Genomic DNA, 22,193 nt, shown 5'->3' on the forward strand with positions numbered 1-22,193 from the left:
GTCGGCGCGGCGCGTCAGGCGTCACCCCGGCGGGTGCTCGGTCCAACGATCCGCCAAGGGGTCCGCCGAGGCATCCCACGGCTGCGACACCCGCTCCGGCATCAGCGCCTCGGGCTTACCCGCCCCGGAACGCAGCAACGATTGCTCCAGCCAGCGCAACAAGCGCTCCGCATCCGTCCAGCGCGCCGACGAGTCCGCAGCATCCATCAACACCATGATCAGGTCGCGCCCCGCCAGCCGCACCTGCATGGCCACGCAGCGACCGGCCTCGCGGATGTAGCCGGTCTTTTGCAGCAGGATATCCCACTCGCTTTCGCGCACCAGCTTGTTGCTGTTGCGGTAGTGCACCACGCGCCGGCCACTGGCCAATTCGTACTCGGGCGATGTGGTCAGCTCGCGCAGCACGGGGCGCTCGGCCGCGGCGGAAACGAGTCGCGCCAAATCGCGCGGACTGGACTGGTTGTCGCTGGACAGGCCGGTGGGCTCGACGAAACGGGTGGCGCTCATGCCCAGCTCGGCCGCCTTGCGGTTCATGGCGGCGACGAATGCCGGAATGCCCCCCGGATAGGTGCGCCCCAGCGCATGGGCCGCGCGGTTCTCGCTGGACATCAGGGCCAGGTGCAGGGCCTCGGCCCGGGACAGGCGCGTGCCCACCGCCAAACGCGATCCACTGCCTTTGAGGCGATCGATGTCGTCCGCCGTAATCGTGAGGACTTCATCCATCGGCAGACCCGCGTCGGCGATCACCAGCCCGGTCATCAGCTTGGTCAGCGACGCGATGGGCAGCACCGCCGCGTCGTTTTTGCCGACCAGCACCGCATTGGTGTCGCGGTCCACGACCAGCACCGCGTTGGAATTGAGGCGCACCGGATCGAGCGACAGCGCGTGCGCGTCGTCCGTCCCGCCTTCCGCCGGTCGGGACACGAACGCCGCACCCGACAGCGCGGCCGCCCCCATGGCGGGGGCGGATACCAGCGTGGTGCGTGTCCGGGGCGCGGACGCCCCAGTCGCGCGCGGTGCCGCGGCGGGAAACGCCGCCTGAGCCTTGAGGGCTGCAGGCTGGGCCGATGCGGTGCGGCGCGTGGTCCCGCTCTGCGCCCGATGTTTGGCTCGGGGCGCGGCCTTGGCGGCTTTGGCCCGCGGCTTGGCCGGGGGTTTGGCGCGGTCCGCCTTGGCGCTCACCGAAACGGTCGCCGCGTGCGCTGCCTGCGGCGGCAGACTCAAACCCCATCCGACCAGCGCCAGCGCCAGCGCTCGCGTGCCCCACAACAGCGTCTTGTTCATGGTGTCGGCCCCATAGCCATCGACAAGGTTGGCAGTATAGGGGAGCGATCGCTCAAAACACCCTTTTCGACACCGTGTTAGGCAAAATTTTTGAGCCGTTTCCGCAACACCGGGGCCGTGCCGCCCGCCCAGCCCCGGCACCGCGCCCGCTCAGCCCTGCGCGGCGACGCGATCGACCTTGCTGTGCAGCTTGTTGAGGGCCGACAAATAGGCCTTGGCCGACGCGACGACGATGTCCGGATCGGCCCCGACACCATTGACCACGCGACCGCCGTGCTGCAGGCGAATCGTCACCTCGCCCTGCGACTCGGTGGAGCCGCTGGTGATCGCGTTGACCGAGTACAGCAGCAGCTCCGCACCGCTCTTGACGTGCGACTCGATGGCCTTGATGGACGCATCCACGGGCCCGTTGCCGTCGGCCTCGCCAATGTATTCCTTGCCGTCGATCGTGAAGACCACGCGCGCGTGCGGGCGCTCGCCCGTCTCGGAGTGCTGCGACAGCGACACCAGCCCGTACTGCTCCCTCTCCGGTGTGACGCTCTCGTCGCTGACCAGCGCCAGGATGTCTTCGTCAAAGATCTCCGCCTTGCGATCGGCCAGCTCCTTGAACTTGGCAAAGGCCGTGTTGAGGTCCGTCTCGGACTCCATCTCGATGCCCAGCTCCTGCAGGCGTTGCTTGAAGGCATTGCGCCCCGACAGCTTGCCCAGCACGATCTTGTTCGCGCTCCAGCCCACGTCCTCGGCGCGCATGATCTCGTAGGTGTCGCGCGCCTTGAGCACGCCGTCCTGATGAATACCGCTGGCGTGCGCGAACGCGTTGGCCCCCACGACCGCCTTGTTCGGCTGCACGACAAAGCCCGTGGTCTGGCTGACCATGCGGCTGGCGGGCACGATCTGTGTGGTGTCGATGCCGACGTCCAGCCCAAAATAGTCGCGGCGGGTCTTGACCGCCATGACGATCTCCTCCAGCGAGCAGTTGCCCGCCCGCTCCCCCAGGCCGTTGATCGTGCATTCGACCTGGCGCGCCCCGCCGATCTTGACACCGGCCAGCGAGTTGGCCACCGCCATGCCCAGGTCGTTGTGGCAGTGCACGCTCCAAATCGCCTTGTCGGAGTTGGGGATGCGTTCGCGCAGCGTTTTGATGAAATGGCCGTACAACTCCGGCACCGCGTAGCCGACGGTGTCCGGGATGTTGATGGTCGTCGCCCCTTCGGCGATCACCGCCTCCAACACGCGACACAGGAAGTCCACCTCGCTGCGGTAGCCATCCTCGGGGCTGAATTCGATGTCGGCGCACAAATTGCGCGCAAAGCGCACCGCCTGCCGCGCCTGTTCCAGCACCTGCTCGGGCGTCATGCGCAGCTTCTTTTCCATGTGCAGCGGCGACGTCGCGATGAAGGTGTGGATGCGCGCGCGGTTGGCGCCGCGCAGGGCCTCGGCCGCCCGCGAAATATCGCGATCGTTGGCCCGGGCCAGCGAGCACACGGTGGAATCCTTGATCACATCGGCAATCGCCTTGACCGCCTCGAAGTCGCCGTTGGAACTGGCCGCAAAGCCCGCCTCGATCACATCGACGCGCAGCCGCTCGAGCTGGCGCGCGATGCGCAGCTTTTCGTCCTTGGTCATCGAGGCGCCTGGGGACTGCTCGCCGTCGCGCAGGGTGGTGTCGAAAATGATCAGCTTGTCGGTCATGGCGGAACTCCTGCTAGGGGTGGCTGTGGTCGATGCCCGTGCGCTGCCAGCAAAACAAACGGCCCGCAGCGGGGGCATGCGGGCCGTGGAGGTTTGGAAACGCGCGCTAAACCACCTGCCCGCAACGGGGTAGCAGCAGTAGGCGGATCAACGCGAATTCCATGGCCATCAATGTAACACAAGCGGCACGGCGCGCGCGATGGACGGACGGGCGATAGACTATGGCGATCGCCGCGATGGCCCGCACCACGCCACTCAGTCGTGCAGCCCGCGCTCGTCCGGCTCGTCGGTAGAGGTGCTGACCACGCTGACCGGCCGACCCTTGGATTTGCGCACCACATACACGACGTAGCCGGACAAGCCGTACAGGACGAAGAGCGCGAACAGCACCGTCGGCGGGTGGATGTTGATGACGGCGATCCCCAGCGCAATCGCCACCAGCGTCGCGAACGGCACACTGCGCTTGAGGCTCAGGTCCTTGAAGCTGTAGAACGGCACATTGGTCACCATCGTCAGCCCGGCGTACAGCGTCAGCGCAAACAGCACCCACTCCAGCCCCTCGCCGTCGTGGCCGGCATCGCTGGCCAGCCAGATGAAGCCGGCCACCAGCGCCGCCGCCGCCGGCGACGGCAGACCCTGGAAATAGCGCTTGTCGACCACGTGCGTGTTGACGTTGAAGCGCGCCAGCCGCAGCGCCGCGCAGGCGCAGTAGACGAACGCCGCGATCCAGCCCCAGCGCCCCAGATCGCGCAGCGCCCACTCGTAGGCCACCAAGGCGGGCGCCGCGCCGAACGAGACCATATCCGACAGCGAGTCCATCTGCTCGCCAAAGGCGCTTTGCGTGTGCGTCAGGCGCGCGATGCGGCCATCCAGGCTGTCCAGCACCATCGCGACGAAGATGCCGGTGGTGGCCAGATCGTAGCGGCCGTTCATCGCCATCACGATGGCGTAAAAGCCGCCGAACAGCGCCGCCAGCGTCACCAGGTTGGGCAAGACATAAATGCCCTTGGCGCGCCGCGGCGCCTCCGGGGTGGGGGAGATATCAGATCCGTCGAGCATGAACCAAGGCCACTGCGAGGGGACTGCCCCGGCGCGTCGGACGCGCCGGGCCGAGCGCAAGTGTACGCCCACGCGGGATGCCTCATGCGCCCCTGCATGGCGCAACGCCCGCGGGCGGGCACCATGTGCCGCACGCGGGCGTTGGGGAGAAATCGGCCGGCCATTGGCCGGCGATCCATCAGTTGCGGCTCTGATCGACCAGCTTGTTCTTGGCGATCCAGGGCATCATGGCCCGCAATTGGGCGCCGACCACTTCGATCGGGTGCGCGGCCAGATTGCGGCGACGCGCGGTCATGCTCGGGTAGTTCAGGCGGCCTTCCTGGATGAACATCTTGGCGTAATCGCCGTTCTGGATGCGTTCCAGCGCCTTGCGCATGGCCTTGCGGGACTCCTCGTTGATCACCTCGGGACCCGTGACGTACTCGCCAAACTCCGCGTTGTTGGAGATGGAGTAGTTCATGTTGGCGATGCCGCCCTCATACATCAGGTCGACGATGAGCTTCAACTCGTGCAGGCACTCGAAGTAGGCCATCTCGGGCGCATAGCCGGCCTCGACCAGCGTCTCGAAGCCCATCTTCACCAGCTCGACCGCACCGCCGCACAACACGGCCTGCTCGCCAAACAGGTCGGTTTCGGTCTCTTCCTTGAAGGTGGTCTCGATGATGCCGGCCTTGCCGCCGCCGTTGGCCATGGCGTAGCTCAGCGCCAGATCGCGCGCCTTGCCGCTCTTGTCCTGGTGCACCGCCACCAGGTGCGGAACGCCGCCGCCTTGCAGATAGGTGCTGCGCACGGTGTGGCCCGGGGCCTTGGGCGCGACCATCCACACGTCCAGATCGGCGCGCGGCACCACCTGGTTGTAGTGCACGTTGAAGCCGTGGGCGAAGGCCAGCGACGCGCCCTGCTTGATGTGGGGCGCGACGTTTTGGTTGTAGACCTCGGCGATTTGCTCGTCGGGCAGCAAAATCATCACGACATCCGCCGCCTTGACGGCGTCGTTGACCTCCATCACGGTCAAGCCCGCTTTTTCGGCTTTGCCCCAGGACGCACCGCCCTTGCGCAGACCGACGATGACCTTGACGCCGCTGTCGTTGAGGTTTTGCGCATGCGCGTGGCCTTGGCTGCCGTAGCCGATGATGGCCACCGTCTTGCCCTTGATCAGGCTCAGGTCACAGTCCTTGTCGTAGAACACTTTCATTGTTCGCTCCAGGTGAAAAGGGGGTGGGATTCAGACGCGCAAAATGCGCTCGCCGCGGCCGATGCCACAGGCACCGGTGCGCACCGTTTCCAGAATGGCGCTGCGGTCGATGGCTTGCAGGAAGGCATCGTTCTTGGCCTGATCGCCGGTGAGCTCGATGGTGTAGCTCTTCTCGGTCACGTCGATGATGCGGCCGCGGAAGATGTCGGCCATGCGCTTCATCTCCTCGCGCTCCTTGCCGACGGCGCGCACCTTGACCAGCATCAGCTCGCGCTCGGTGTAGGCGCCCTCGGTCAGATCGACGACCTTGACCACCTCGATCAGGCGATTGAGGTGCTTGGTGATCTGCTCGATGATGTCGTCCGAGCCGGTCGTCTGGATCGTCATGCGCGACAGCGATGGGTCTTCGGTCGGGGCGACGTTGAGCGACTCGATGTTGTAGCCCCGGGCGGAGAACAGCCCGACGACACGAGACAGGGCCCCGGCCTCGTTTTCCAGCAAAACGGCGATGATGTGTTTCATGGATGAGATTCCTCTTTTCGGCCGCCCTCCCCCACCCCCGGTAAGGGGCGGGCTTGGCGGTCAATAGATTCCTCGGATTCGTCGCCAGCGGGCCGCCCTCACGGCGAGGGCCGTCCGCCGCGATGACGTCACAGGTCCTCGCTGCCGAGCAGCATCTCGGTGATGCCTTTGCCCGCCTGCACCATCGGCCAGACGTTCTCCGTCGGGTCGGTGCGAAAGTCGATGAACACCGTGCGGTCTTTGAGCTTGCGCGCCTCGCGCAGCGCCGGCTCCACGTCCTGTGGCCGCTCCACCAGCAGGCCGACATGCCCGTAGGCCTCGGCCAGCTTGACGAAGTTGGGCAGCGCATCCATGTAGGAGTGGCTGTAGCGGCCGGAGTACTCGATCTCCTGCCACTGCCGCACCATGCCCAGGTAGCGGTTGTTCAGCGACAGGATCTTGATCGGCGTGTTGTACTGCAGGCAGGTGGACAGCTCCTGGATGCACATCTGCACCGAGCCTTCCCCCGTCACACAGAACACCTCGGCCTCGGGCTTGGCGAGCTTGATGCCCATGGCATACGGAATGCCCACGCCCATGGTGCCCAACCCGCCCGAGTTGATCCAGCGCCGCGGCTGCTCGAACTTGTAAAACTGCGCCGCCCACATCTGGTGCTGACCGACGTCGGAGGTGATGTAGGCCTCGACATCCTTGGTCATGTTCCAGAGGGTCTCGATGACCATCTGCGGCTTGATCACGTCGGTGTTGTCGCGGTCGTAGCGCAGGCAGTCGCGCGCGCGCCAGCCCTCGATCGTCTCCCACCAGGCGGCCAGCGCCCGCTCGTCCGGACGGACCGGGCTTTCGCGCACCATCGCGATCAGCTCGTTCAACACATCCTTGACATCCCCGACGATGGGCACGTCCACCTTGACGCGCTTGGAAATGCTGGACGGGTCGATATCGATGTGGATGATCTTGCGCTCGATCTGGGCGAAGTGCTTCGGGTTGCCGATGACGCGGTCGTCGAACCGCGCCCCCACCGCCAGCAGCACGTCGCAGTTCTGCATGGCGTTGTTGGCCTCGAACGTGCCGTGCATACCCAGCATGCCCAGGAAGCGCCGGTCGGTCGCGGGAAACGCCCCCAGCCCCATGAGCGTGTTGGTCACAGGGTAATTGAGCAGATCCACGAGCTGCCGCAACTCCGGCACCGCATTGCCCAGAATGACGCCGCCCCCCGTGTAGATGTAGGGCCGCTTGGCGCTCAACAGCAGTTGCAGCGCCTTGCGGATCTGGCCGCCATGCCCCTTGCGCACCGGGTTGTAGGAGCGCATCGTGACGCTGTCCGGATAGCCGGTGAACGCGGTTTTCTTGAAGGACACGTCCTTGGGAATATCCACCACCACCGGTCCGGGACGACCGGTGCGCGCGATGTGGAAGGCTTTTTTGATCGTGCTGGCCAGATCGCGCACGTCCTTGACCAGGAAGTTGTGCTTGACGATGGGCCGGGTGATGCCCACGGTGTCGCATTCCTGGAAGGCATCCAGACCGATGGCGGCCGTGGGCACCTGCCCGGTGATGATGACCATCGGGATCGAGTCCATGTACGCCGTGGCGATGCCGGTGATGGCATTGGTCACACCCGGACCGCTCGTGACGAGCGCCACGCCGACTTCGCCGGTGGCACGCGCGTATCCGTCGGCGGCATGCACGGCCGCCTGCTCGTGGCGCACCAGCACGTGCTGGATGCTGTCTTGCTTGTACAGCGCGTCGTAAATGTAGAGGACCGCACCGCCGGGGTAGCCCCAGACGTATTTCACCCCTTCGGCTTGCAGGCACTTGACGAGCACCTCCGCCCCCATGAGCTCGGCGACGGGCGGCTGGCCGGCGGCGGCAGCGGCGGACGCGATTTCGGCCTTGTTGATTTCCATGGCAAACAACCTTTCAGTATTTCTCTGACGAAAAACCTCCGGTGCCCCTCGATCGCGCCCTTGTGAGGCGGCTTTGGGACTTGAGGCCAAGGCCATGGCGGTTGGTCCGCGACCTTGACCCGTTTCGGGCTGGCAATGATGAATACCAATGCTCATTATGGCACTGCAGCATGCAAACTCTGCAGCCCGGCCGGATTTTTTCCGCACCGGAGGCACGAGCGGGACATGCGACAATGTCAAGCGGGTTTTCTCTGACCCCGACCGCATCCCCGCCGCGCGCATGTCCTCGCCCCCCGCCGCCCCCACCCCGACTGCCACGATCGAACGGCTGCCGACCCCGTCGCTGCCGCGCCGCATGGCGTGCTGGCTTTACGAAGGCATGCTGCTGTTTGGCGTCGTGTTCATCGCGGGCTATCTGTTTTCGGCCCTGACCCAGACGCGCCATGCGCTGGACAACCGGCACATGCAGCAGGCCTTTCTGTTCGTCGTGCTGGGGGTGTACTTCACCTGGTTCTGGCACAAAGGCCAAACGCTGGCCATGAAGACCTGGCACATCCGCGTGGTGGACCGGCAGGGGCGACCGCTCACCCAGGCGCGCGCCCTGCTGCGCTACCTGCTGTCGTGGTCGTGGTTTTTGCCGCCGCTGGCGCTGCGCGAGGCCATGGCCTGGCCCGCGCTGGAAGGGGTGGTGCTGCTGGGCGGCTGGATCGCCATCTGGGCGGTGCTGGCGCGCTTTCACCCCGACCGGCAGTTTTGGCACGACGCCTGGGCCGGCACACGGCTGGTCGACAGTCGCCCTGTGCGATCCACCGCCAAATCCGCCTGAATCGCGCCCGCGCTCGACGCCCCACCGACACGCATGAACACCCCTCGCCCGGACGAACCGCCATTCTCGTTGTGTGTCTATTGCGGCTCGCGCCCCGGCGCCGACGGGCGCTTTCTGCCGGTGGCCGAGGCCGTGGGCACCTGGATTGGCCGCCACGGCGCACGGCTGGTCTATGGGGGAGGCAACCAGGGACTGATGGGGCGAGTGGCGGACGCGACGCTGGCGGCTGGCGGCACCGTGGTCGGCATCATTCCCGAAAGCCTGGTGGAACGCGAGTTTGCCAAACGCGACTGCACCGAATTGCATGTGGTGCAGACGATGCACCAGCGCAAGCAGATGATGGCTGAGCGGGCCGACGCCTTCTTGGCGCTGCCCGGCGGCATCGGCACCTTCGAGGAACTGTTCGAGGTGTGGACGTGGCGCCAGCTCGGCTACCACGACAAGCCCGTCGGCATCCTGAATGCGGACGGCTACTACGATGCGCTGCTGCGCTTTCTGGCGCAGACGGTGACCGACGGCTTCGTGAGCGGCTGGCAGATGGACCTGGTGGCGGTGGGCAGCGACCCGCAAGCCTTGCTGCCGCGCCTCGTCGAGGCCGCGGGCTGTTCGGTGCAGGCCCAGTTCCAGCAGATTTGAGCGGACCCGCCGCGGACAGGCGGGCGGGCGGAATCAGACGGCGGCGTCGTCCTCTTCGCCGGTGCGGATGCGGATGACCTTCTCCACCGGGGTGACGAAAATCTTGCCGTCGCCGATCTTGCCGGTGCGCGCCGCGCGCACGATGGCATCGATGCAGCGATCGACATCGCCGTCGCGCACCACCACGTCAATGCGCACCTTGGGCAAAAAGTCCACCACGTATTCGGCACCGCGGTACAGCTCCGTGTGCCCCTTCTGGCGGCCAAAGCCCTTGACCTCGGTCACCGTCAAGCCCGTCACGCCTTGCTCGGCCAGCGCCTCGCGCACTTCCTCCAGCTTGAACGGCTTGATGACGGCGGTGATCTGCTTCATGCGGGATGACTCCGAAACGGCGAGGTAAACCTTCTGGGCAACGATGGGCGGACGCTGGAACGCCCGGCCGGGTCGCCAGCCTGTGGAATCTACCATACCGGGGCGGGGTCTCGGCTCGCCCCCGCCCGCTCACCCCCGCCAACGGTTGGTGTTGGGGTAGCGCCAGTCCTTGCCAAAGCTGCGGTGCGTGACGCGAATGCCCACCGGCGCCTGGCGACGCTTGTATTCGTTGACGCGAATCAGCCGCACCACCTGCTCCACCGCCGCGGCCGGGAAACCCTCGGCCACGATCTCTGCTGGGCTGCGGTCGTTTTCCATGTAGCGCTCGACGATGGCGTCCAACACATCGTAAGGCGGCAGGGTGTCCTGGTCCTTTTGGTCCGGGCGCAGCTCGGCGCTGGGCGGGCGGGTGATGATGCGCTCGGGGATGGGTTCGCGCCCGCGGCCGAAGGGGTCGTTCGCATTGCGCCAGCGCGCCAGCCGCCAGACCCAGGTCTTGGTGACGTCTTTGATGACGGCAAAGCCACCCGCCATGTCGCCATACAAGGTGCAGTAACCGGTGGCCATCTCGCTCTTGTTGCCAGTGGTCAGCACGATGTGACCGAATTTGTTGGACAGCCCCATGAGCAGCGTGCCGCGGATGCGCGCCTGCAGGTTTTCCTCCGTGGTGTCGGCCGGCCGCCCTTCGAACAGCGGATCGAGCGCCGACAGAAACCGCTCGAAAATGGGCCCGATCGCGATCTCGTCGTAGCGCACGCCCAGCCGGGCCGCCATCTCGCGCGCATCCAGCCACGAGATGTCGGCCGTGTACGGCGACGGCATCATGACGGCCCGCACCGACTCCGGCCCGAGCGCGTCGACGGCGATGGCCAGCACCAGCGCCGAGTCGATGCCGCCCGACAGGCCGATGATGGCACCGGGAAAGCCGTTTTTTCGCACATAGTCGCGCGTGCCCTGCACCAGCGCGTGCCACAGGTCCGACTCCGTCGAAGGCTCGGGCGCGATGGGGCCTCGCACCGCCCGGCCGCCGGGGCCGTCGTCCAGTTCCACGACCAGCAGATCCTCGGCAAAACTGGGCGAGCGCGCCGCCACCGCCCCGCGCGCATCCAGCGCGAAGCTGCGCCCCTCGAAGACGATTTCGTCCTGGCCTCCGACCAGATGGGCATACACCAGGGGGCGCCCCGTGTGCAGGACGCGCTCGCGCATGGCGCGCTCGCGTTCATCGCCTTTGCCGATGTGAAACGGCGAAGCGTTGATGACACAGAGAACGTCCGCGCCCGCGTCCGCCGTCTCTGCCGCCGGGCGGACGTGCCAGGCGTCCTCGCAGATCAGCAGGCCGACACGGAGGGTGCGCCCGGCGGCATCGGCCACCTCGAATACGCAGGGCCGGTCGCCGGGCACGAAGTAGCGCCGCTCGTCGAACACCTGGTAGTTGGGCAGCTCGCGCTTGGCGTAGCGGTGGGTGATGCGGCCTTCGCACAGGACGCTCGCGGCATTGAGGCAGGGCGTGCGGCCGACGCTGCGACCGGCGGACGGCCCGGCCGCAGCGGGCGCCGGCAGCGGCTGTCCCACCACGATGTGCAGGCCCTTCAAGGCCGCCGTCTGCGCGGCGACCGATTGCACGGCATCATCGCAAGCATCGACGAACGCAGGCCGCAAAAACAGGTCTTCGGCGGCGTAGCCACAAATGGCCAGCTCCGGCGTCAGCAGCACCTGCACGCCCTGGGCGTGGGCCGCATGAGCGGCGTCGATGATGCGGCGGGCGTTGCCGGCCAGGTCACCCACCACAAAATTGCACTGCGCCACCCCGATCTTGATCGCCATGGATGCCCCGACGTCCTCTGAAAGCGCGGATTATGTCACCCGGGTCGTGCACGATCCGCGCGCGGTGCCGGCCCGCGCCTGGAATGCACTGCTGCACGCCCAGCCGGATGGCCAAGCCTGCGGGCCATTCATGCGCCACGAGTACCTGGCGGCGTTGCACGACAGCGGCTGCGCGACGGCTGCCACCGGGTGGGCGCCGCATTGGGTGACGCTTTGGTCGCGCGCGGATGGCTCGCTGATCGCCGCGGCACCGCTGTACATCAAGACGCACTCTTACGGCGAGTATGTGTTCGACTGGGCGTGGGCCGAGGCCCACCACCGGCACGGGGTACGCTACTACCCCAAGGGGGTGGTGGCCGTGCCCTTCACCCCCGTGGCGGGCCCGCGCCTGCTGGCCCGCGATGCCGCCACCCGTGCTGCGCTGGTGCGGGCGCTGCTGGCCCATGCCGACGCCCAGGGGCTGTCCTCACTGCATGTGCTGCTGGGGACGGCCGCCGATCGGGCCGCGGCGGATGCGTCCGGCCTGCTGGCCCGCGAGACGGTGCAGTTCCACTGGCACAACCGCCATCCAACCCGAGGCGGGCCGTTTGCCGACTGGGAAGACTTTCTGGCCAGTCTGAGCCAAGACAAGCGCAAAAAAATCCGACAGGAACGGCGCAAGGTGGCCGACGCCGGGGTGGCCTTCGAGGCGCGCCGGGGAGCCGACATCACGGCCGAGGACTGGGCTTTCTTTGTCCGCTGCTATCGGCAGACCTACCGGGAACACGGCAACCCGCCCTACCTGAACGAGGCATTTTTCCGCTCGGTCGGTGCCGCCCTGCCGGATACGTGGCTGATGTTCACGGCCCGCGATGCCGCCGGCACCCCCATCGCGGCCAGCTTGGTCGCCCTCAGCGACGACGGCGCGTCACCCGCTGCCGCCTACGGCCGATATTGGGGCGCGCTGGCTCGCGTGGATTGTTTGCATTTCGAAGCGTGCTACTACCAACCGTTGGCCTGGTGTCTGGCGCATGGTGTCGGGCGCTTCGAGGGCGGCGCGCAGGGCGAGCACAAAATCGCCCGCGCCCTGCTGCCCGCAGTGGTGCACAGCCGCCACTGGCTGGCACACCCCGTTTTTGCGGATGCGGTGGGCGACTACCTGATCCGCGAGCGCGCCGCGACGGAGAACTACCGTGCGGCGCTGCAGGCGCACTCGCCCTTTCGTCAGGCGCCCTGGGCGCCCAACTGAGCCTGATAGGCCTGAACGCCGGAGAGCACCTCCTGGCGCGCTTCCTCGACCGAACCCCAGCCGATCACCTTGACCCACTTGCCGGGGTCCAGATCCTTGTAGTGCTCGAAAAAGTGCTCGATCGTCTTCAGGCGGATGGGGTTGAGGTCTTCGTACGACTTCCAGCGCGAGTACAGCGGCAGGAGCTTTTCCGTCGGCACGGCCAGCACTTTGCCATCGACGCCACCCTCGTCTTCCATTTTGAGGATGCCGAGCGGCCGGCACGTGACCACCACCCCCGGGGGCAGCGGAACGGGGGTGATGACCAGCACGTCCACCGGATCGCCGTCGCCCGACAGCGTCTTGGGCACATACCCGTAGTTGGTCGGATAGTGCATGGCGGTGTTCATGAAGCGGTCGACGAAGATCGCGCCGGAGGCTTTGTCCACCTCGTATTTGATCGGCTCGCCGTGCATCGAGATTTCGATGATCACGTTGAAAGCGTCGGGGATCTTGTCGCCCGCGGAGACTTGGTCGAGGGACATGGGTACGCAGCTCCGAAAAAAGTGATGGAGATGAGAGAGTTTGAGGGATTTTACTGGCACGAGCCTGACGGGCCGGCGCAACACAGGGGGTGCATCGCGGCGCACCTTGCGCTACAGTGATCGTGTTGGCCAATCACCGCCGCAGGACGCGCCCGGTTGCGCACCGGCGGTGAGGAAGCAACGCAGCGGAAGCCGACGGCTCGCTTGCGTTGGCTTCCTCCAAGTCGAACCCTTTGAGGAGACACTGGCATGGTTGGTCAATCCGCGTTGATATTTGCGGTGGTCTGCGCGCTGGTCGCCGTGGTGTACGGCATCTGGGCGCGGACCTGGATCTTGGCGCAAGACCCCGGCAACCCCCGCATGCAGGAAATCGCCGCGGCGGTGCAGACAGGGGCGGCGGCCTATCTGGCGCGGCAATACAAAACGATCGCGGCGGTGGGCGTCGTGCTTGCAGTGCTGATCGCAGTGGCCATCGATGGGGTGACGGCGGTGGCTTTCGTCGTGGGTGCAGTGCTGTCCGGGGCCTGCGGCTTCATCGGCATGAACGTGTCGGTCCGCGCCAACGTGCGCACCGCGCAGGCCGCCGCGCGCGGCATCGAGCCGGCGCTGGAAGTGGCCTTCCGCGGCGGGGCCATCACCGGCATGTTGGTGGTGGGCCTGGGCTTGCTGGGCGTCACCGCGTTCTACGGCTTTCTGGTCGGCAACGGGCAACTGACGCCCGACCGCAAGCTGACCACACTGCTGCAACCGCTCATCGGCCTGGCGTTCGGTGCCTCGCTGATCTCGATCTTTGCGCGGCTGGGCGGTGGCATCTTCACCAAAGGCGCCGACGTCGGCGCCGACCTGGTCGGCAAGGTGGAAGCGGGCATCCCCGAGGACGACCCGCGCAACCCAGCGGTCATCGCCGACAACGTCGGGGACAACGTGGGCGACTGCGCCGGCATGGCGGCCGACCTGTTCGAGACGTATGCCGTCACGCTCATCGCCACCATCGTCCTGGGCGCCTTGCTGGTGACCGCGGCCCCGGTGCAGGCCAGCCTGTATCCGCTGGCGCTGGGCGGCGTGTCGATTCTGGCGTCCATCGTGGGCTGCTTCTTCGTCAAGGCGACGCCGGGCATGAAGAATGTGATGCCGGCGCTGTACAAGGGGCTGATCGTCGCGGGCGCCCTGTCGGCCGTGGCCTTCTACGGGGTGACGGTGTGGCTGATGCCCGATGACGCCATCACCGCCAGCGGCACGCAGTGGCGGCTGTGGGCGGCGGCGCTGGTCGGGCTGGCGCTGACGGCGGCCATGGTCTGGATCACCGAGTACTACACCGGCACCGACTACGCCCCGGTGCGGCACGTCGCGCAGGCCTCCACCACCGGGCACGCCACCAATATCATCGCCGGCATCGGCGTGAGCATGAAGTCCACCGCCTGGCCGGTGCTGGCGGTCTGCGCGGCCATCGTCGCCTCGTATGCGCTGGCGGGCCTGTATGGGGTGGCCGTCGCGGCCACGGCGATGCTGAGCATGGCCGGCATCATCGTAGCGCTGGATGCCTATGGCCCCATCACCGACAACGCCGGCGGCATTGCCGAGATGGCCGAGCTGCCCTCCAGCGTGCGCGACGTCACCGACCCGCTCGACGCAGTGGGCAACACCACCAAGGCGGTCACCAAGGGCTACGCGATCGGCTCGGCGGGGCTGGCTGCGCTGGTGCTGTTCGCCGACTACACGCACAAGCTGGAGCATGCCGGGCGGGCGCTGCGCTTCGATCTGTCCGACCCGATGGTCATCGTCGGCCTGTTCATCGGCGGCCTGATCCCCTACCTGTTCGGGGCGCTGGCCATGGAAGCGGTGGGCCGCGCCGCTGGCAGCGTGGTCGAGGAGGTGCGCCGCCAGTTCCGCGAGATCGCAGGCATCATGGACGGCACAGCCAAACCGGAGTATGGCCGAGCGGTGGACATGCTGACCACGGCAGCCATCAAAGAGATGATGCTGCCGAGCCTGCTGCCGGTGGTCGTGCCGATCGTGGTCGGCCTGGCGCTGGGGCCCGTCGCCCTGGGGGGGCTGCTCATGGGCACCATCGTGACCGGGCTGTTCGTCGCCATCAGCATGTGCACCGGCGGTGGCGCCTGGGACAACGCCAAAAAGTACATCGAGGACGGCCACCACGGCGGCAAGGGATCCGACGCGCACAAGGCCGCCGTCACGGGCGACACCGTGGGCGATCCCTATAAGGACACCGCGGGCCCGGCCGTCAACCCGCTGATCAAGATCATCAACATCGTGGCGCTGCTGATCGTGCCGCTGCTGGCCTGAGCACAGCTGGGGGCGGCCGGCTTACAGCCACTGGGCGATGGCGTCGATGTCCTCGGCAAAGAGCTGACCGCGCTCGGCCATCAGGAGGCGGCCGTCGCGCCCGCGCACCAGCGTGATCGGCAGGCCCTTGGGCTTGGGCATGGCGCGCTGGATGTCGGGCGTGACCCACGCGCACGGGAAGGCGTAGCCGCGCTGCTGCAGGTAGCGCACCGCCGCCTCGCGCGTGCGGTCGATCGACAGCGTCAGCAACTGCCAGCCGGGTCGCTGGCGGTGGCGCTGCCAAAAAGCGTTGAGGTGCGGCGTCGTCACGGCGCAGAACGGACAGGTACTGGCCCACCAGTACAGCACCAGCACTTGGCCATCGGCACGCGCCGGCTCGAAGCGGCCGCCATCCAGCAGCTCCATGGGCAGCAGCGGCAGCGTCCACGACGTGCCGAGCGCCGGCAGAGGCGGCGCCTGAGCTTCGGCCGCGGCGGCATCGGCGGGTTGAGACCAGCCGCGCGCAGCGACCGTGGCCATCGCCAACGCGCCGGCGCCGACCATCCAGTCGCGTCGGTTCGGGGTCATCGTGTCTCCTCGCATCGCCAGCCTTGTCGCCCGTGGGAAACCCCACCCGCGCCACAGCTGCCGTCCAGCGATAATCTAGCGCACTATGGCCGAACGTGTCATCCTCCTGCACGATCAGCGCACCCCTGCGCTGCCCATCCCCCGTCCGACCACTGCGGCGGTAACCGACGGACGGCTGCTCGACCGCTTCAGGCGGCCGCTGCGCGACCTGCGTATCAGCGTCACCGACCGCTGCAATTTTCGCTGCAGCTATTGCATGCCGAAGGAGGTATTCGGCAAGGACTACCCTTACTTGCCGCATGCAGATCTGCTGACCTTCGAGGAGATCACCCGGCTGGCGCGCGTGTTTTTGGCACAGGGCGTACGCAAGATCCGCCTGACTGGCGGCGAGCCCTTGTTGCGCAAGGACATCGAGCGTCTCGTCGAGATGCTGGCGGGACTCAGCACGGTGGACGGCACGCCACCGGAGTTGACGCTGACCACCAACGGCAGCTTACTCAAACGCAAGGCGCGTGCGCTGCGCGACGCCGGTCTGCAGCGGGTGACCGTCAGCCTGGATGCCCTGGACGACGCGGTCTTCCAGCGCATGAACGACGTCGGCTTTCCGGTCGCGCAGGTGCTAGAGGGCATTGCCGCTGCGCAGAATGCTGGTCTGGCGCCGATCAAGGTCAACATGGTGGTCAAACGCGGCACCAACGACGCACAGATCGTGCCGATGGCAGGGTACTTCCGCGGCAGCGGCATCGTGCTGCGCTTCATCGAGTACATGGACGTCGGCAGTTCCAACGGCTGGTGCATGGACGAGGTGCTACCCAGTGCCGAGGCGCGAGAACGGTTGAGTCAAGCCTTTGCGCTGGTGCCGCTGGCCCCCTCCAGCCCCGGCGAGACCGCCGAGCGCTGGGGCTATGCCGGTGCAGATGGCCGCCACGACCCGGCGCTGGGCGAGGTCGGCTTCATCAGCAGCGTCACGCAGGCGTTTTGCCGCGACTGCAACCGCGCGCGCCTGTCCACCGAAGGGCGGCTGTACCTGTGCCTGTTCGCCGAGCGCGGCTACGATCTGCGTGCGCTGCTGCGCGGCGGCGCCAGCGATGCCGAGATCGCCGCGTCGCTGGCGGCCATCTGGGGCCAGCGCGCCGACCGCTACTCGGAGATCCGCGCCACGCTGCCGCCCGAGACGCGCCGTGCCGCACGGCGCATTGAGATGAGCTACATCGGAGGCTGACCGCATGACGAGTACCCCGCCGACATCGCTGCCCCGGCCGCCTGGACCGCGAACGGTCACGGGCGTGGTCCTGGCCGGCGGGCAAGGCAGCCGCATGGGCGGGGTGGACAAAGGGCTGCAATCCTTTCAAGGGGCGCCGCTGGCGCTGCACGCGCTGTGGCGGCTGCGCATGCAGCACGGCGACTGGATGGCCGATTGCATGATCAACGCCAACCGCAACCTGGCGGCGTACGAGGGCTTTGGCGTGCCGGTCTGGCCCGACGAGCTGGGCGGCTACGCCGGCCCCCTGGCGGGCATGCTGACGGCGCTGATGCACTGCGAGACGCCGTACCTGCTGACCGTCCCGTGCGACACCCCCCGGCTGCCGCTGGATCTGGCACAACGGCTGTGCCAGGCCCTGACCGAGCAGCAGGCCGACCTGGCGATGGCCGCCGCCCCCGAGGCCGACGGCCGCGTTCGCACCCAGCCCGTGTTCTGCCTGCTGGGGGCGCACCTGCTCGAGAGCCTGAGCGCCTTTTTGCAGGAGGGCGGTCGCAAAATCGACGCCTGGACCGCGCGCCACCGCTGCGCCGTCGTGTCCTTCGACCGCCCCGACGACGACCCCCTCGCCTTCACCAACATCAACACACGCGGGGAGCTGCACGCCTTGCAACAGGCCACCGCCTCCCCCTGACCGCTGCGGCCGCCCAGTGCCCGCTGGTCGGCCAGCCACCGCACCGCGCCCCAAAACCATGAAGACGCTCGATCAGATCGCCGCCGAACTCCAGGGCTACGACCCCACGGCCCTGCCCGCCACGACCGTGGGTGATTTTCTTGCTCAACTGGTCGAGCCGCTGACCGATACGGAGACGGTCGGCATTTTCGAGGCGCTGGACCGGGTTCTGGCGCAAGACATCGTCTCCCCCATCGACGTGCCCCCGCACGACAACGCGGCCATGGATGGTTTCGCCCTGCGGGGAGCCTGCCTGTCGGGGGATGGGGAAGCGGTCTTGCGCGTGGTGGGCACCTGCTACGCGGGCGATGCCCGCTGGTCAAGCCCCATCCCGGCGGACGCCTGTGTGCGCATCATGACCGGGGCGGTGATGCCCGATGGGCTGGACACCGTGGTGCCGGTGGAATTCGTGCGCACGGACCGGGACGGCGCGCAAGAGTGTGTGCGCATCCCCGCCGGCGTGGTCCAACCCGGCGATCACCGGCGCCGGCGCGGCGAAGACCTGACGGCCGGACGGGCGGCCGTGCGCGCGGGACAACGCCTCGGCCCGGCGGCACTGGGTCTGATCGCCAGCCTCGGCATCGCACAGGTCCCCGTGGTGCGGCGGCTGCGCGTGGCATATTTCTCCACCGGCGACGAGATCGTCTCATTGGGCGAGCCGCTGCGCGAAGGCGCCATCTACGACAGCAACCGCTACACCGTCTATGGCCTGCTGCGACGGTTGGGCGTGGAGGTGATCGACCTGGGCGTGGTGCGCGACGACCCGGCTGCGCTGGAAGCGGCCTTCCGGCAGGCGGCCGAGCAAGCCGACGCCGTCATCACCAGCGGGGGCGTGAGCATGGGCGAAGCCGATCACACCAAGGCCATGATGCGCCGGCTGGGGGATGTGGCGTTTTGGCGGATCGCCATGCGTCCGGGCCGCCCGATGGCGGTCGGCCGCCTGCTGGACCCCGCGGGCGGCGCGCCGACGGTCTTGTTCGGCCTGCCCGGCAACCCTGTCGCGGTGATGGTGACGTTTCTGACCTTCGTGCGCCCGGCCCTGCTGCGCATGATGGGGGCGCGCGAGACGGCGCCCGTGCTGCTGCGCGCCCGCAGCGCCGAGCCGATGCGCAAAAAGCCCGGGCGCACGGAGTACCAGCGCGGCATCGTGACGCGGGAGGCCGACGGCACCCTGCGGGTGCGCACCACGGGCAACCAGGGCTCGGGCGTGCTGCGCTCGATGGTCGAGGCCAACGGGCTGATCGTGCTGGGTCACCAGCAGGGGCCCGTGGCCGTGGGCGACGAGGTGGATGTGATGATGTTCGACGGCGTGATCTGAACCAGCTGCGGCCGTGGCCCCGCCCAGCCACACATGGGCGTCAGCCCAGCAGCATCAAGCCCACCTGCAGCAACACCAGCAGCACCAGCACCGACAGATCCACGCCGCCCACGGTGGGGACGATGCGCCGCACCGGCGCCAGCACCGGATCCAGCAGCCGCCCCAAGGTCCCGATCAAGGGCGAAAACGGCTGCACCCAGGTCAACACCGCATAGACCAGCAGCAACAGCATCAACCCCTGCAACACGGTGCGCAGCAACATCTGCACCGCCATCAGGGGCACGGTCACGGCAAAACCCAGGGCCTCCACGCCCGGCAGCGCGCCGCCCCACAGCAGGTGCACCAACCCTGCATAGGCCAGCGCCAACAGCGCCGCAGCCAAAAAACTGCCCCAATCCACATTGGCCTGGGCCCACGCGCGCGGCAGCGAGCGGCGCAGCGGCTGGACGATCCAGTCCGTCACCGCGATGACGAACGGTCCCGGCTGGGCGGCCATGCGCAGACGCCGCGTGTTCATCCAGCCTCGCAGCAAGGCCGCCCCGATCAAAAAGAACGACAGCGTGTCGAGCAAAAACAGGACGATGCGCATGGACCGATGGGCATAGGTGGCAGACGTGCGGCCGCGTCAACCGCGACCGGGGCGCGCACGACGACCGCGCCCGGACACCGGGGATTGTGCCGCAGACCCCGCCCCGGCCGCACGCGGGGCGGATCGCCGGCCTTTGCCCGTACTCGTCGACGCCGCCTCCCGGCCACGGGAAGGCGCCGATGCGGCAGCTTTCGCCCCTGAACCGCCTTTGCGCCCACGCCGGCCGGGGGACGTGTCCGCGACCTCGCCCGCCTCCGCGCTGGGCTCCCGCGGGGTGCGGCCGGCGGGGCGGCCGCCGCCCCGCTCGGGTCGGCCTTCGGCCGCCGCATCCTCACGCACCAGTCGGAAATCGATGCGCCGCCCGTCCAGATCGACACGGCTGACCTGGACCGCCACCTTGGAGCCCAAGGTGTAGCGCACCCCGGTGCGCTCGCCGCGCAGTTCCTGCCGGCGTTCGTCGTAGCGGAAGTACTCGCCCCCCAGTTCGGTGATGTGCACCAAGCCCTCGACATACAGACTGTCCAGGGTGACGAACAGGCCGAAACTGGTGACGGCGGTGACGGTGCCGGCAAACTCCTCGCCCAGGCGCTCGCGCATGTACTTGCACTTCAGCCAGGCCTCGACGTCGCGGCTGGCCTCGTCGGCGCGGCGTTCGTTGGCGCTGCAGTGCAGGCCGGCGGCCTCCCAGCCCAGCACCTCGCCGGACGGACGCCCGCGCGAGCGCTTCATGGCCTCCGACGCGCCGCGCTCCTCCAGCCGCTTGGCCAGCTTGGCCTGCGCCTCGCCGGGAATCGGCAGGACCGGCAGGTGATAGCGCTCGCCCTTGAGGATGGCCTTGATCACCCGGTGCACCAGCAGGTCCGGATAGCGCCGGATGGGGCTGGTGAAATGCGTGTAAGCGTCGAACGCCAGCCCGAAGTGCCCCACGTTGTGCGGCGAGTACATGGCCTGCTGCATCGAGCGCAACAGCATCTGATGGATCTGCGGCGCGTCGGGGCGGTCGGCCGTCGCTTTGGACAGGGCCTGAAAGTCGCGCGGACCCGGCATGTCGCCGATGGTCGCCGGCACCCCCAACGCCTTGAGGTACTCGCGCAGGATCTCGACCTTGTCCGCCGACGGCCGCTCGTGCACGCGGTACAGCCCCGGGTGGTGGTGGGTGGCGATGAACTCAGCCGCGCACACATTCGCGGCCAGCATCGCCTCCTCGATCAGGCGGTGTGCATCGTTGCGCGTGCGCGGCTCGATACGCTCGATGCGGCCGGCCTCGTCACAGACGATGCGCGTCTCTACCGTCTCCAGGTCCACCGCGCCGCGGGCCTCGCGCGCCGCGAGCAAGGCACGGTACACATCGTGCAGATTCAGCAGGTGCGGCACCATGGTCGCGTAGCGCTGCGCCTCGGGGCCGCGGGTGTTCTGCAGGATCGCCGCCACCTCGGTGTAGGTGAAGCGCTGGTGGCTGTGCATCACCGCCGGGTAGAACTGGTAGGCCTGCACCAGCCCCTTGGCGTCGATCAGCATGTCGCACACCATGCACAGCCGATCCACGCCGGGGTTCAGCGAACACAGCCCGTTGGAGAGTTTTTCCGGCAGCATCGGGATGACGCGGCGCGGAAAGTAGACGCTGGTGGCACGTTCGTAGGCGTCGATGTCCAGCGGCGAGCCGTTGCGCACGTAGTGGCTGACGTCGGCGATGGCCACCAGCAGCCGCCAGCCCTTGCCGCGACCGACGCGCGCCGGCTCGCAATAGACCGCGTCGTCGAAGTCGCGCGCATCCTCACCGTCGATGGTCACCAGCGGCACGTCGGTCAGGTCCACCCGGCCGCGGCGGTCCACGGCCCGCACCTTGTCCGGCAGCGCGCGCGCCTCGGCCAGCGCCCCTTCCGAAAACTGGTGCGGCACACCATACTTGCGCACCGCGATCTCGATTTCCATGCCGGGGTCGTCGATGTCGCCCAGCACTTCTTTGACGCGCCCGACCGGCTGGCCGTAGAGCGCCGGCGGATCGGTCAGCTCCACCTGCCCGGGCTGGGCCGTGCCGGTGGCCCCCTGGGGGATCAGCACGTCCTGGCCATAGCGCTTGTCTTCCGGCGCGACGAGCCACACGCCGTTCTCGTGCAGCAGACGACCGATGATCGGCGAGCCGGATCGCTCCAGGATCTCGGTCACGCGCCCCTCGGGGCGCCCGCGCCGGTCGTAGCGCACGATGCACGCCTTGACACGGTCTTTGTGCAGCACGGCACGCATCTCGTTGGGCGGCAGATACAGATCGGGCTGGCCGTCGTCGCGCACGACGAAGCCGTGGCCATCGCGGTGGCCCAGGACCACCCCTTCGATTTCGGGGAGGGAAACAGCGGATTTTTCTTTCACGGACAAGGGATTTCCTGCGGGGAGATAGGCCCGCTTCATGTGTAT

19 protein-coding genes are annotated in these 22,193 nt (G+C 67.7%); 7 read left to right on the top strand and 12 right to left on the bottom strand.

What is annotated here, in order from left to right:
• Positions 1–21 precede the first annotated feature (21 nt).
• The 6 genes from ACK4TH_RS08610 to ACK4TH_RS08635 all read right to left on the bottom strand — a co-directional run bounded on the left by ACK4TH_RS08610 (position 22) and on the right by ACK4TH_RS08635 (position 7,659).
• Positions 22–1,284, bottom strand: coding sequence for a D-alanyl-D-alanine carboxypeptidase family protein (locus tag ACK4TH_RS08610; RefSeq protein ID WP_409625114.1), 1,263 nt, complete (start codon positions 1,282–1,284; stop codon positions 22–24).
• Between the two features lie 150 nt (positions 1,285–1,434).
• Positions 1,435–2,976: a 2-isopropylmalate synthase gene (locus tag ACK4TH_RS08615; protein WP_409625117.1), complete on the bottom strand. Its 1,542-nt coding sequence runs from the start codon at positions 2,974–2,976 to the stop codon at positions 1,435–1,437.
• 255 nt (positions 2,977–3,231) lie between these two features.
• Positions 3,232–4,035 (bottom strand): CDP-diacylglycerol--serine O-phosphatidyltransferase, encoded by an 804-nt coding sequence (gene pssA, locus ACK4TH_RS08620; protein WP_409625120.1) that lies wholly within the window; start codon positions 4,033–4,035, stop codon positions 3,232–3,234.
• A gap of 178 nt (positions 4,036–4,213) precedes the next feature.
• Positions 4,214–5,230 (bottom strand): ketol-acid reductoisomerase, encoded by a 1,017-nt coding sequence (gene ilvC, locus ACK4TH_RS08625; RefSeq protein ID WP_409625123.1) that lies wholly within the window; start codon positions 5,228–5,230, stop codon positions 4,214–4,216.
• Positions 5,231–5,260: 30 nt separating this feature from the next.
• On the bottom strand, positions 5,261–5,752 hold the full coding sequence (gene ilvN / locus ACK4TH_RS08630; protein ID WP_409625126.1) for an acetolactate synthase small subunit: 492 nt from the start codon (positions 5,750–5,752) through the stop codon (positions 5,261–5,263).
• A gap of 128 nt (positions 5,753–5,880) precedes the next feature.
• Positions 5,881–7,659, bottom strand: coding sequence for an acetolactate synthase 3 catalytic subunit (locus ACK4TH_RS08635; RefSeq protein WP_409625129.1), 1,779 nt, complete (start codon positions 7,657–7,659; stop codon positions 5,881–5,883).
• Between the two features lie 280 nt (positions 7,660–7,939).
• On the opposite strand from ACK4TH_RS08635, the gene ACK4TH_RS08640 reads away from it, so the two are divergent.
• A complete protein-coding gene (locus ACK4TH_RS08640; RefSeq protein WP_409625132.1) occupies positions 7,940–8,485 on the top strand; it encodes an RDD family protein in 546 nt (181 codons plus the stop codon).
• A 33-nt stretch (positions 8,486–8,518) separates the two neighbouring features.
• Positions 8,519–9,121, top strand: a complete 603-nt coding sequence (locus ACK4TH_RS08645; RefSeq protein WP_409625135.1) for a TIGR00730 family Rossman fold protein — start codon at positions 8,519–8,521, stop codon at positions 9,119–9,121.
• A gap of 33 nt (positions 9,122–9,154) precedes the next feature.
• On the opposite strand, the gene ACK4TH_RS08650 is transcribed toward ACK4TH_RS08645, so the two are convergent.
• Entirely contained in the window at positions 9,155–9,493 is a 339-nt protein-coding gene (locus ACK4TH_RS08650) for a P-II family nitrogen regulator (protein ID WP_409625138.1), read from the bottom strand.
• Between the two features lie 129 nt (positions 9,494–9,622).
• A complete protein-coding gene (locus ACK4TH_RS08655) occupies positions 9,623–11,317 on the bottom strand; it encodes an NAD+ synthase (RefSeq protein ID WP_409625141.1) in 1,695 nt (564 codons plus the stop codon).
• Here ACK4TH_RS08655 and ACK4TH_RS08660 point away from each other — a divergent pair.
• Complete coding sequence (locus tag ACK4TH_RS08660) at positions 11,316–12,545, top strand: GNAT family N-acetyltransferase (protein ID WP_409625144.1); 1,230 nt, start codon at positions 11,316–11,318, stop codon at positions 12,543–12,545. The two genes, ACK4TH_RS08655 and ACK4TH_RS08660, sit on opposite strands and share 2 nt — an antisense overlap.
• Here the strand turns inward: ACK4TH_RS08660 and ppa are convergent.
• Entirely contained in the window at positions 12,521–13,069 is a 549-nt protein-coding gene (gene ppa, locus ACK4TH_RS08665) for an inorganic diphosphatase (RefSeq protein WP_409625147.1), read from the bottom strand. The two genes, ACK4TH_RS08660 and ppa, sit on opposite strands and share 25 nt — an antisense overlap.
• 249 nt (positions 13,070–13,318) lie before the next feature.
• Between ppa and ACK4TH_RS08670 the strand changes: the two genes are divergently transcribed.
• The gene (locus tag ACK4TH_RS08670) at positions 13,319–15,373 is read left to right on the top strand and encodes a sodium-translocating pyrophosphatase (RefSeq protein ID WP_409625150.1); all 2,055 of its coding nucleotides are present in this window, start codon (positions 13,319–13,321) and stop codon (positions 15,371–15,373) included.
• A gap of 21 nt (positions 15,374–15,394) precedes the next feature.
• Here the strand turns inward: ACK4TH_RS08670 and ACK4TH_RS08675 are convergent, their stop codons facing one another.
• On the bottom strand, positions 15,395–15,940 hold the full coding sequence (locus tag ACK4TH_RS08675; RefSeq protein WP_409625153.1) for a TlpA family protein disulfide reductase: 546 nt from the start codon (positions 15,938–15,940) through the stop codon (positions 15,395–15,397).
• An 85-nt stretch (positions 15,941–16,025) separates the two neighbouring features.
• On the opposite strand from ACK4TH_RS08675, the gene moaA reads away from it, so the two are divergent.
• The 3 genes from moaA to glp are packed head-to-tail and all read left to right on the top strand — an operon-like array spanning position 16,026 to position 19,192.
• The gene (gene moaA, locus ACK4TH_RS08680) at positions 16,026–17,162 is read left to right on the top strand and encodes a GTP 3',8-cyclase MoaA (RefSeq protein ID WP_409625156.1); all 1,137 of its coding nucleotides are present in this window, start codon (positions 16,026–16,028) and stop codon (positions 17,160–17,162) included.
• Between the two features lie 4 nt (positions 17,163–17,166).
• Positions 17,167–17,835 (top strand): molybdenum cofactor guanylyltransferase MobA, encoded by a 669-nt coding sequence (mobA, locus tag ACK4TH_RS08685; RefSeq protein ID WP_409625158.1) that lies wholly within the window; start codon positions 17,167–17,169, stop codon positions 17,833–17,835.
• 58 nt (positions 17,836–17,893) lie between these two features.
• Positions 17,894–19,192, top strand: a complete 1,299-nt coding sequence (glp, locus tag ACK4TH_RS08690; protein WP_409625161.1) for a gephyrin-like molybdotransferase Glp — start codon at positions 17,894–17,896, stop codon at positions 19,190–19,192.
• 40 nt (positions 19,193–19,232) lie between these two features.
• Here glp and ACK4TH_RS08695 read toward each other — a convergent pair whose 3' ends face one another.
• Together ACK4TH_RS08695 and rnr are read right to left on the bottom strand one after the other, a co-directional pair.
• Positions 19,233–19,781 carry a YggT family protein gene (locus ACK4TH_RS08695; protein ID WP_409625164.1) on the bottom strand — a complete coding sequence of 183 codons (549 nt, stop codon included), beginning with the start codon at positions 19,779–19,781 and terminating at the stop codon, positions 19,233–19,235.
• Between the two features lie 36 nt (positions 19,782–19,817).
• Complete coding sequence (rnr, locus tag ACK4TH_RS08700) at positions 19,818–22,148, bottom strand: ribonuclease R (RefSeq protein WP_409625167.1); 2,331 nt, start codon at positions 22,146–22,148, stop codon at positions 19,818–19,820.
• Between the last annotated feature and the right edge of the window lie 45 nt (positions 22,149–22,193).

Source organism: Tepidimonas sp. (genome assembly GCF_046292505.1).
In the GTDB taxonomy this organism is placed as follows: Bacteria; Pseudomonadota; Gammaproteobacteria; order Burkholderiales; family Burkholderiaceae_C; genus Tepidimonas.

Bases quoted from the DNA above. Each gene is read 5' to 3' on its own strand.
- ACK4TH_RS08670 (WP_409625150.1), top strand. From the start codon at position 13,319: ATGGTTGGTCAATCCGCGTTGATATTTGCGGTGGTCTGCGCGCTGGTC.
- ACK4TH_RS08695 (WP_409625164.1), bottom strand. From the start codon at position 19,781: ATGCGCATCGTCCTGTTTTTGCTCGACACGCTGTCGTTCTTTTTGATC.
- ACK4TH_RS08645 (WP_409625135.1), top strand. From the start codon at position 8,519: ATGAACACCCCTCGCCCGGACGAACCGCCATTCTCGTTGTGTGTCTAT.
- glp (WP_409625161.1), top strand. From the start codon at position 17,894: ATGAAGACGCTCGATCAGATCGCCGCCGAACTCCAGGGCTACGACCCC.
- ppa (WP_409625147.1), bottom strand. From the start codon at position 13,069: ATGTCCCTCGACCAAGTCTCCGCGGGCGACAAGATCCCCGACGCTTTC.
- moaA (WP_409625156.1), top strand. From the start codon at position 16,026: ATGGCCGAACGTGTCATCCTCCTGCACGATCAGCGCACCCCTGCGCTG.
- ACK4TH_RS08640 (WP_409625132.1), top strand. From the start codon at position 7,940: ATGTCCTCGCCCCCCGCCGCCCCCACCCCGACTGCCACGATCGAACGG.
- ACK4TH_RS08655 (WP_409625141.1), bottom strand. From the start codon at position 11,317: ATGGCGATCAAGATCGGGGTGGCGCAGTGCAATTTTGTGGTGGGTGAC.
- ACK4TH_RS08635 (WP_409625129.1), bottom strand. From the start codon at position 7,659: ATGGAAATCAACAAGGCCGAAATCGCGTCCGCCGCTGCCGCCGCCGGC.
- ACK4TH_RS08610 (WP_409625114.1), bottom strand. From the start codon at position 1,284: ATGAACAAGACGCTGTTGTGGGGCACGCGAGCGCTGGCGCTGGCGCTG.
- ilvC (WP_409625123.1), bottom strand. From the start codon at position 5,230: ATGAAAGTGTTCTACGACAAGGACTGTGACCTGAGCCTGATCAAGGGC.
- ilvN (WP_409625126.1), bottom strand. From the start codon at position 5,752: ATGAAACACATCATCGCCGTTTTGCTGGAAAACGAGGCCGGGGCCCTG.
- ACK4TH_RS08660 (WP_409625144.1), top strand. From the start codon at position 11,316: ATGGATGCCCCGACGTCCTCTGAAAGCGCGGATTATGTCACCCGGGTC.
- ACK4TH_RS08675 (WP_409625153.1), bottom strand. From the start codon at position 15,940: ATGACCCCGAACCGACGCGACTGGATGGTCGGCGCCGGCGCGTTGGCG.
- ACK4TH_RS08615 (WP_409625117.1), bottom strand. From the start codon at position 2,976: ATGACCGACAAGCTGATCATTTTCGACACCACCCTGCGCGACGGCGAG.
- ACK4TH_RS08650 (WP_409625138.1), bottom strand. From the start codon at position 9,493: ATGAAGCAGATCACCGCCGTCATCAAGCCGTTCAAGCTGGAGGAAGTG.
- mobA (WP_409625158.1), top strand. From the start codon at position 17,167: ATGACGAGTACCCCGCCGACATCGCTGCCCCGGCCGCCTGGACCGCGA.
- pssA (WP_409625120.1), bottom strand. From the start codon at position 4,035: ATGCTCGACGGATCTGATATCTCCCCCACCCCGGAGGCGCCGCGGCGC.